Raw genomic sequence first — 11039 nt, 5'->3', positions numbered from 1 at the left:
TAAAAATTTAGTAAATATAACATTTACTTAACGTTTTGAGTTTTCTAGAATCAATTCTGATGATCTCTATAGATGATTAGCAAATTCATTGTCGCAGTAATCAAATCCTTTGTTTCCATCAATAAGCCAAAATACAGTGTAGTATTTTTAGGACTACTCTCTTCTGTTCTTGTTCTGGCAACTTGTCTATTAATTTTATCATTGACAATAGTAAATAACTCTTGTTTCTCATGTATAATAGCATCAAGAGTGCTAAACTCTCTGTCATCAAAAACAGTTTTAATAGTAGTAAAAAAGTCATTTAAATGTTCCTCTATTTCTTTAAGATCTTTAATTTGATTAAACCTAAGTTTCTTATGATTATTATTCACATGTTTATGACTTACTTTAGCGATATACTCCAGAGATTGAGTAATATCTTCAAGATATCCTAAGATAGAAATATAGAAATTACTCGCTCCTACACTAGCATCATCTAAATTCTTAATAAAATAAAATATACTATCTCTCAGTTCTTCTACTTCGGTTTCTAATTTAGCAATTCCTTTTCTACTCTTTTTCAGAGCATTCAGATCATATTTTGCTAAACTACTTACTGTACTTGTATAAATTTTATTTCCTCTAGATACAAAGGATTTAATATTATCTGAGCTTTCTTCTATTACTCCATTTATAGAACTACTCTCTGATTTTTTAAGTCTATCTTCAGCTCTTTCAGCTCTGGCTTTATTTCGATACTTAATTGTATTCCTAACTAACAATAATACTGCTACTAACAATAAAACCACCGTCATGATAGGTTGATGTAGATTGATCAAAAATGCAATTATCGCAGCTGCAACAAACGCACTTATTGCTGTAAAAAACCAACCTCCAATTACATTAAGTACACCTGCTACACGATATACAGCACTCTCACTCCCCCAAGCTCTATCTGCTAAAGAAGTACCCATAGCTACCATAAAGGTTACATATGTTGTAGAAAGTGGTAATTTCATAGAAGTTGCTATAGATATCAAAATCCCCGCTACCATTAAATTAACCGCAGCTCTTACTGTATCAAATGCAGGTAAATCTTCTTTTTTAGTAACAACCATTGTATTAGAAATATCTAATTTTTGATCAAATTGCTTATCCGACCAGGTTTTAAATGATTTAGGAGTAATTAACGAAATAGATTCAGAAAGAAATATTGTTCCTCGCACAATTCCTCTTGACAAAAAATTAGGTTTAAATCTTTCATTACCATCTCCTTGTCTAGATAAATCAATAGATGTTTTCACTACTTCTTTAGCCTTAGCAGAAAACCATAAGGTCAATACCATAATAATACCTGCTGCCAATAATAAATATGTAGGTGTAGCTACTTTAGAATCCAAAACATTCATCGTAAAAGAATCTGCTGCGATCCCAGATACCGACCAAGCTTCATATGATTGCCATGCTGCTATAGGAACACCGATAAAGTTTACCAAATCATTACCTGCAAAAGCTAGTGCTAAAGCAAATGTTCCAACAATGATGATGATTTTATAAATACTTGTTTTAAACACCTGCATAATAAGATATGAAAGTATTGATAAGACCATAAAACCAGCAAATACAATCAATAATACATTAGTCTCTAAAAATCCTCTTAATGTTAAAGCAACAGTTCCTGTAGTTCCATCAATCTTAAATAGATCTTTTTTAGCTTTTACAAGTTCTTTTATGGTTTCATATGAAGCATTAAAATAAGTATTTGCCCAATCCAATAAACCTTCTGCTCCTCCATCATATACAACATCTACAATCGATTTTGCATAATTTGTTCCTTTAATACCTTTTATAAATATAAAGTAAAGTATCGCTGTTAAAGCAACTCCTCCAAACAAGGCTCCAACCCATTTTGCTTTCTTTTCAAAATTAAAAGATAATAATAACCTAGATATATACTGAACAATTGCTCCTACAGAAAATGCAACAATAACCGAAAGTAGAATACCTACTATAATTTCCCCTGCCTTCTTTGTATTAATATAACTTCCTAAATCTGCTACAGAAAGTGATGAATCTGCTGAAATCTTAAGCAATGCGACACATACCGCAGCACCAAGTAATTCAAAAACAATGGATACTGTAGTAGAGGTAGGCATCCCTAATGTATTAAAAAAATCAAGAAGTAGTATATCTGTTATCATAACCGCCATAAAGATGATCATGATCTCATCAAAATAAAACTCCCCGGGAACAAAGATTCCTTTACGAGCAACCTCCATTAATCCACTAGAAAAAATAGCTCCTGCAGCAATCCCAATACTTGCAACTATCATAATAGTCTTAAAAGATATCGCTTTAGAACCTATTGCAGAATTCAGAAAATTAACTGCATCATTACTAACCCCAACAATAAGGTCTGCAATGGCTAACGCTGCTAATGCAACAATCATCAATATGTAAATATCACTCATATATATGGTAGGTAATTATTGACCACAAAAATGTTATTAAAATTCAAGTCATATGTTATTGAAACGTTATCATTTCAAGACTAATCTATTCTTACCAATCTATCATATATCCTCATACATCAACATACCTCTACTAAACAAGTAAGCTCAGAGTTTCTACTATAACCAAGAAGTTCATCAACTAGTTCAAAAAAACAAAAAACATAACAAAGTACTTAAAATCAAGTAATTAAACATTTAAATATTATAAAAAAAACTATCACAAACTTCATCTTTAATGCTATATATTTAAAAATATGTCTCTAAAAAATTAGAATTCAAAAAACCAATGTTAATAAAATTAAACCACGTAAATCACTAAAAATCAATTAATTATAGTTTTAATGTTAATTTAATGTTACCTCATTGTTGTTTAAAAGTAAAATTAATGTTACCTTTGTAATATAATTATTAAGAAACCCGAAAAAACAATCACCATTATGAGAAAATTATTAATCGTAACAGCATTGTTGTTTTCAGTAACTATTTTTGCTCAGGAAGTAAAACCTACTTTTGAGAAAGAAGGAAACCTTATTAAAGGTACATATTATTTCGAAGATGGAACGGTAAGACAACAAGGTTTCTACAACAAAGAAGGAATACTTCATGGAGAGTGGAAATCTTACGATGCTACAGGAAAGAAAATTGCCATGGGGCAATACAACAAAGGAGTAAAAACAGGAAAATGGTTTTTCTGGACAGCAGATAAGTTATCAGAAGTAAATTATGATAACAATCAAATTGCTGATGTAACTACTTGGTCTGGAAAAGACAATGTAGTAATGAATTATAAAAATTAATTTTTATACAGTAAATATTTCAAAAGAAATACCAAAAACACAGAAGCCTAGTCAATTGACTAGGCTTCTGTGTTTTTGGTATTTACTAAACAATAATTTCTTAACGAAATCATAAGTTAAAATAAAAAAAAATCCCATAAAACCTATTCACAAAGAAATAATACTTTAATGAAACGTTAACAAAAAGTAAAATGAAATACTCAACTTAACTTTTTAATAACAATTAAAATACTATTTAAAAACACTGAAAAATGTACTATATAAAATAGTAGATTTAAGATAAGAACAACTAAACTACTAGTAAACAATAACTTAAATTAATTAGACACAATATTTCTCTAATAAAACTAAATGGTTTTTATTTTGGACCAACATTTTTCCTAGCACAATCCCTTAAACTAATCATAACAATAAGGTAAAGTTTTTTACTGCAAAACCGTATTTATTTGTAGCGGATTTTGAAAACACGTAATGAAAAACACATTTACCCTAATAGCACTACTTTTTGTAAGTGTTATTTTTGCACAAGAAACCGGAACTATAGCCGGTAAATTATTAGATAAAGAATCTAATAATCAACCTTTACCCTTTGCCAATGTACTTGTAAAAGGATCTACAAAAGGATCATCGACTGATTTTGATGGATTATATGAGATCTCAGGAATTGCTCCTGGTACATATACATTAGAATTTAGTTTTACAGGATATCAAACAGTAGAAGTACCTAACGTAGTAGTAGAAGCAGATAAAGTAGCAGTGGTAAATGCCACTATGGGAGCTACTGCTGCTGCATTAGAGGAAGTAGTTATAAAAGTAATAACAAGTAGAGAACGGGAAGAAGCATTATTACTGGAGCAGAAAAATGCAATAGAAATTAAACAGTCAATCGGAGCTCAGGAACTAGCAAGAAAAGGTGTTAGTGATGCGGAAGGAGCTGTTACCAAAGTAGCTGGAATTACAAAAGCTGAAGGAGTAAAAAATGTATTCGTAAGAGGGTTAGGAGATAGGCTTAATTCTACTACATTAAACGGATTACCATTACCATCAGAAGATCCCCTATATAAGAATATCTCTTTAGACTTTTTTAGTTCAGATATCATACAAAGTGTTGGTGTGAATAAAGCTTTTGGATCTAACATATATGGTGATGTTGCAGGAGCAAACATAGATGTTGTTTCTAAAGAACATATCGGAAAGAGAAAAATTAAGATAGACATTTCTACTGGCATTAACACATTAACAGTTGGTAAAAAGAATTTCCTTACTGTAAATGGTGCTAACTCTTTAGGAACTAAAATCGATAATACGATTCCTACAGAAAATTTTAATGTGTACAACTTTGACACCTCTTTTAAACCAGATAGTCAAGACTTACAAACAAATGGAAGTATTAGCATTTCATATGGAAATAGCTTTAATATTAAAGAAGATAATAAATTAAGTACTTTTTTATTAGCTTCGTTTGAGAATGACTATTCTTACAAAAAGGGAGATATTTTTAGAATTACAACAGAAAAGACTAAGTTTAGTAAAGACGTTAAAAATGAAACGTATACTTATAATGTAAAACAAATTTTATTAGGTAACTTAAAATATAAATTTGGAGCAAACAATACTATAAGTTATAATGGTATGGTGATCCATAATAATTCTCAAAATGTATCCGAACAATTTGGGGTTTCTGGAAATGAACAAGGTGATAATGAATCTATTTTTATAAGACGACAACAACAAAACTCTAATAAGTTATTCGTAAATCAGTTATTATCTAAAATTAATCTAACAGAGAAAATTTACTTAGACTTAGGAGGTTCTTATAATATTGTTCGTGGAGATGAACCAGATCGAAGAATTGATTCATATACTTTTAATCCTGATACTAAAATATATTTATTTGATCCTAACGGTCAAGCAAATACACAGCGTTTCTATGGTGATTTAAAAGAAGATGAATATGCTGCAAAATTTATTGCTGGATATAAATTTGGAAACCAAGAAGAAGAAGAAGAAAGTAATCTAGGAGAAATTAAAGTAGGTTACAATTATAGAAATACGGATAGAGATTTTGAAAATATCACCTTTGGATTTGTTCCTCTTAGTATAAATCAAAGAACTGATATTAATCCTAACAATATTGACAATATTCTTAATCAAGGAGCTATCAGAAATGAGCAATTCGAGTTTAGAACTAATAGAGGTAGAAGTAATGCCATAACTGATTTCGAGCCTTATACCTATAATGGGAATAAAGAAATACATTCAGGCTTTTTTGACGGAACCTATACATTTTCACCAAAATTTACTGCTAATGTGGGTGTAAGAGCAGATAAAGTAGATCAATCTATTATATGGGATACTAATATTAGTAGTAGTGATGATCCTAGTAATCGTGGATTAGGAAAAATTGAAGATACTTATTTTTTACCAAGTTTAAATCTAAAATATTCTTTAAACGAAAACAATATCTTTAGACTAGCGGCAAGTCAAACCTATACATTACCTCAGTTTAAAGAATTAGCTCCTTTTAAATATGAAGGGGTAGATTTTAGTGATATTGGTAACCCTAATATGATTGCAGCAGATAATTATAATATTGACCTTAAATGGGAACGCTATTTTAAAGCAGGAGAAATAATTTCTGTAACTGGTTTTTACAAAAACATACAAAATCCAATTAATAAATTTGAAGATACTGTTGGTAACTTAACTTTTGATAATACTGGAGACGAAGCTAATATCTACGGAATAGAGTTAGAGCTTAGAAAAAAACTAGTTAATTTTGATTCTCCAAAATCTTCTAATGAGTTATTTCTTGGTTTTAATGCATCATTTCTTGAAGCAAAACAAAATCTAAAGAAATCTTTAAATTTTACGAATACAACTGATGATCTGGAAGGTGCATCCCCTGTCTTAATCAATACTGATCTTACATATACCACTACAGGAGAAAAAGTAAAAACAACTTCATCTTTAGTATTTAGCTATTTTAGTGAACGAGTATTCAGTTTAGGAGTACAAGGAAATCAAAACACTTTTGAATCTGCAATACCAACGCTTGATTTTGTATCAAAAATAGGTCTAGGTAAGAAAACAACGATAAAGTTTTCTGCTAAAAACCTTTTAGACCCTACCTATAAATTGACTAAAGAAACAGTTTCTGGAGAAAAAGTAACTGTAACAAGTTTCAAAAAAGGATTAAATATCTCTATAGGAATGTCATACGCATTCTAAAAAAAATAGTTTTTATTTAGATAAAAGGCTATCCAAAAGCGGGTAGCCTTTTATCATTTATATACTGTTATAAAAAATAAAACAAGATTAGTTTGTTCTATTTTAATTCTCCTAATTACATTCCTATAATTTTCAATAACATAAATTAAAAGACACTTCAAACAACTGATAGTCTAACTTAACAAGCTATTACTGTGTTAACAAAAACATAACAATTACTTCTAACAGTTAACGAATGCTTAATCTTTAATTAAGGTAATACCTCAACAAAAGTGTTTTATTTGCTTAACAATAACTTACTGAAAACAAAATAAATTAAGACGATGAAAAAAATAGTTTTTACAGCTTTAACAATAGCATCAATTGCTTTTACAGGATGTTCTGGGGATGATGATGTTGCACTTAATCCAAACGGTGGAGGAGACAACAACGGAGGAGGAACTAAAGGTGATGGAATCATTACATCTGTTAGTGATGAAGATTTTAAGCCTAGTGATTTAAAAGGAGATGTAACTGGTAATATTAAATTAGTTGCTGGAACTAAATATAAACTAACTGGACCATTAAAAATAAAAAAAGGAGCTACCTTAGAAATAGAAGCAGGAACTAAAATCGAAGCTAGTGCTGGAGGTTCTGACGTTTTTATTGCTGTAGAAAGAGATGCAAAAATAGAAGCTAATGGTACTGCTGCTGCTCCTATAGTATTTACTTCTGCTGCTGCAAATCCAAGATCTGGTGACTGGGGAGGTATCGTAATCGCTGGAAAAGCTCCTGCTAATGTTGGAGTAGATGTACAAACAGAAGTTGCTGGATTAAAGTATGGAGGTACAGAAAGTGCTGATAATTCTGGTACTTTATCATATGTAGTTGCTGAGTATACAGGTGCTAGAATCGATGGTACTCAAGAATTTAATGGTATTTCGCTTTTCGGTGTAGGTTCTGGAACAACGATTAATAATATCGTTGTTAAAAATGGTGATGATGACGGAATTGAATTCTTCGGAGGTACTGTAAACGTAACTAATATTATGATCATTAACGCTAAGGATGATATGTTTGATTATACATCTGGATGGGTAGGAACTGCTGATAACATACTATTAATAAGAGAAAAAGAATTTACTGCGGTAACTAAAGACCCTCGTGGTATAGAGGGAGATGGTAATGAAAATAACAATGCTGCTACTCCATTATCTAATCCTACAATCAAGAACATCACTATCATAAATGATGCTCTAAAGACAACAGAAATGTCTGATATGATCAAAATACGTAGAGGAAGTAAAGCAACTATTACTAATGCAGTAATAGCTCTTGGAACTAAAAACAAATCAAGAGCAGATGATTTCATCGATTTAGAAGATAAAAAAGGTAACGCAAATGCTGCTGTAGCAATAACAGTTAGAGGTATCAATATCGATGAAACTGATATTAAAAATGCACCAGGAGCTACAATCACAATAGATGCTACGACAACTGGAGCTGACCTTTCTAAATTCGCATTTAGTAACTATGATTTTACAGTAGTAAATGCTATTTTAAATACTAAAAAATAATTTTAGAATAGTTTTATATTCTTTTATAATAAAAAAGGCTGCCGATTGGTAGCCTTTTTTATTTTCAGTTACTTTAATCTTCACTCTCCTTGGTTTTGGTCAAAATCATCATCAAGTTCTTCACTAATATTTCTACCGTTGTTTAAACGGCGTTCTACAGATAGATTATATTGCTCTGTAAGTGTATTAAGGTTTCCTATATATGTTTCAAACTGCTCTATCCCCTTAGTTTTGGCATTAATAAAAATCCAGTCAAACAATTCTCTATAGGCATCTTGGGTATACCCTCGCAAGTCTCTTAAATTTAATTTTGTTTGCTCTCGTTGCTGCTCCTTTACTCTTTCTTTAAACATAATATCAAAATTAGTATGAGCTTCTTTCATCTCCAGAAATGATTGACGCTGCCCTAAGTTTTCTACTGTAGTAAGTAAAATATCATCTCCTTCTATTTCTTCGATAATCTCATCCATTATTCCTCCTTGTTGGTTATATGCCATATCATAGATTGCTTTTCCGTGTTTACTGATCACTCTATAAATACGACTAGCTCTATTACGATCTTCCTCCTTACGGGCAAAATCAGCAATAAGCTTTATACTTCTTTGAAATAGTTTTAAACCATTATCACGATAGCGATCATACATTACCATTTCTGGAGTTAGTAAGCTTCCTCGGTTTTTCTTGTATACTGTTCTAAAATTAGTATACGCTTCTTTTAACTTAGCTGCATACAACTCGAGATCTAAACGCTCCATATCTTGCTCTTCTCCTAATTCGATTACAGTACGGATATATTTAGAAAATTCTCCATTTTTAAATTTTTGTAATTGTGGTAGTACTAATAAAGTATTCATCTATATTTAAATATTTAAATTAATTTATTTAGAATGATTCTACGAGTTATAATTTTACCACGGAAAATCCGTGGCATAATTCTAACCTCAGAATATTGTCTCAGAAAATCCGAGATATGATATAACAGTTATATTATTGCTTAAGAAAACATAGTACTTAATTCTAATAGATTAGCTCCTCTACTGAGATTTCAATAGTACTTTTAGGTTAAATGGATACAATCTCTAATCAATTTCTCGCTCTCATAAACTTACTATATTGCTATTATCGATACAATAATAAGAGCTACCAGTTTCATTTTTTGAAACTGGGAAAAAAATATTTTTTCTTGAGGTAAAACAAAGCGCTCTTCTATTAGTAATAGAAAAGCGCTTTGTTTTAGTGAAATGGAAGTGTATCGCTCTATGTTAAGTAATCGTTATCTATCTTTTTTTACCCGTAACATTTTCTGTTTAAAAGGGATTAACCCATATAAAAATATAAATCAAACTTTTTAAAACCTTTTATGATGAAAAATTTAAAGTATTACATTTTACAATTATTACTGATTTTAGTGTCCTTTAGTTCTTTTTCTAACGCAGAGATAGCAGGAAGAAAAGAAATGGATTATCGTTTATATTCACATATTGATGGTCAAAAAATTGATTTATCAATTATCAAGAAAAATTGTGGAAAAGAAATAAATTCAAGTAGAATTTCAAATATGTATTCAGTAAATATAACTATAGATAAACCATTAGTAGTTGGTAAATTTTACTACATGAATTTTGGTCTTGGTTTTAACTATTATTATTTAAAACACATACGCCAATGGCCTAATGATGGTGACGATTACTACTCTATATTTAGACCAGAAAATGTGGCAAAAATAAAAATAATAAATGATTGCCTTCAAAACTCTAATCCTAGAAAGCTTGATGTAAGAAACTTTATCGTCAATGAAAATGTCAATCAAAATTATTCTAAAGGAACAAAGTTTGACTATGACTTTCAAATCAAAGGAGATTATACCTATGCTACACATGGGTATCATCAAATTGATTTGGTCGTATATTATGATTCTGTTAGTTCTTCTAATGAAATAGGTAGAATTTATTGGAATAGAGAAGATGATGAAAATCTAATTTTTAATTCATATACCACACAAAAAATGTGGGTAACTTCTCTAATTAACTACAATACGAAACCAAGAAAAAAGTTCATATTAGTTGCTAAATATGCAGGAATCACTAAACAGTTTACATATACAATACCAGAAGGGGATAATGATAATGATGGAGTTCTTAATTCACAAGATAACTGCCCCAATGTAGCAGGTCCTGCTTCTAATAACGGGTGTCCTGTTGTTGATACTGGATATGATTTACGACTTAAAGAATCTAATGTAACTGTTATGAGTAACTGTTTTAACTGTAATTCTCAATTAAATTTATTAAATCCAAGATTCGCAGGAGGAATTTTTCCTGTAAACAAACATTTAATGGAATTTACCCAAGGTGGTTCAATTGGTAGTGTAACCATGCACTTTACAATAGAAAACATTGGAACAAGCGCATCTGAACCTGTAGAGGTGAATTTTTATCTTTCTAAAAACTATAATAGTACTCAGGGACTAAAAGCTAAGAAAAAAACAGTGAAAATTCCTAGTATAAAGGCACATAAAAGGTATTCTGTGAGTGCAGATGTAAACTATGATGATTTTCAAACACAACAAGGTAATTATTATATTGTAATTGATGTAGAGCCAGGAAGTAAAGATGCCAATAAAAAGAATAACTTTGTAAATATCCCAACAGCATTAAAATGCAAGTATTGTTCTAAACAAAATCTATATACAAAACATAAAATAGGTAAACCTTACGATGTATCTGTATTCACTATTTCTGGAATGCAAATAGTTAAAAAAACAGTCACTACAAAAGAAGAAGAAAATATGGTAGTCCAAAACTTACCAAAAGGATTTTATATTATAAAAAATGATATAGAAACCTATAAAGTAGCAAAATAATCTAGTCTTCATCAAGACCTAAGTTTTTTACTAATAAAGACCGGAAATCAAAAACATATATTTTTGATTTCTGGTCTTTTACTTTCTAAAAAAATAGTAT

6 protein-coding genes are annotated in these 11039 nt (G+C 30.1%); 4 read left to right on the top strand and 2 right to left on the bottom strand.

What is annotated here, in order from left to right; translation table 11 throughout:
• Nucleotides 1–50: 50 nt before the first annotated feature.
• Nucleotides 51–2450 carry an inorganic phosphate transporter gene (locus tag N456_RS20960; RefSeq protein WP_062061632.1) on the bottom strand — a complete coding sequence of 800 codons (2400 nt, stop codon included), beginning with the start codon at nucleotides 2448–2450 and terminating at the stop codon, nucleotides 51–53.
• Between the two features lie 479 nt (nucleotides 2451–2929).
• Here N456_RS20960 and N456_RS20955 point away from each other — a divergent pair, with 479 nt between their 5' ends.
• From N456_RS20955 to N456_RS20945, 3 genes are all read left to right on the top strand, one after another.
• Nucleotides 2930–3289: a toxin-antitoxin system YwqK family antitoxin gene (locus N456_RS20955; RefSeq protein ID WP_062061629.1), complete on the top strand. Its 360-nt coding sequence runs from the start codon at nucleotides 2930–2932 to the stop codon at nucleotides 3287–3289.
• A 471-nt stretch (nucleotides 3290–3760) separates the two neighbouring features.
• Nucleotides 3761–6520 carry a TonB-dependent receptor gene (locus tag N456_RS20950; protein WP_062061627.1) on the top strand — a complete coding sequence of 920 codons (2760 nt, stop codon included), beginning with the start codon at nucleotides 3761–3763 and terminating at the stop codon, nucleotides 6518–6520.
• 323 nt (nucleotides 6521–6843) lie between these two features.
• Nucleotides 6844–8076 (top strand): hypothetical protein, encoded by a 1233-nt coding sequence (locus N456_RS20945; RefSeq protein WP_062061624.1) that lies wholly within the window; start codon nucleotides 6844–6846, stop codon nucleotides 8074–8076.
• An 80-nt stretch (nucleotides 8077–8156) separates the two neighbouring features.
• On the opposite strand, the gene N456_RS20940 is transcribed toward N456_RS20945, so the two are convergent.
• Nucleotides 8157–8930 carry a DUF6261 family protein gene (locus N456_RS20940; RefSeq protein ID WP_062061622.1) on the bottom strand — a complete coding sequence of 258 codons (774 nt, stop codon included), beginning with the start codon at nucleotides 8928–8930 and terminating at the stop codon, nucleotides 8157–8159.
• Between the two features lie 509 nt (nucleotides 8931–9439).
• Between N456_RS20940 and N456_RS20935 the strand changes: the two genes are divergently transcribed.
• Nucleotides 9440–10939, top strand: coding sequence for a thrombospondin type 3 repeat-containing protein (locus N456_RS20935; RefSeq protein WP_062061619.1), 1500 nt, complete (start codon nucleotides 9440–9442; stop codon nucleotides 10937–10939).
• Nucleotides 10940–11039: the final 100 nt, after the last annotated feature.

The sequence above is a fragment of the Aquimarina longa SW024 genome, from assembly GCF_001401755.1.
GTDB lineage: Bacteria > Bacteroidota > Bacteroidia > Flavobacteriales > Flavobacteriaceae > Aquimarina > Aquimarina longa.
This window is presented reverse-complemented; position numbering and strand designations above follow the sequence as displayed.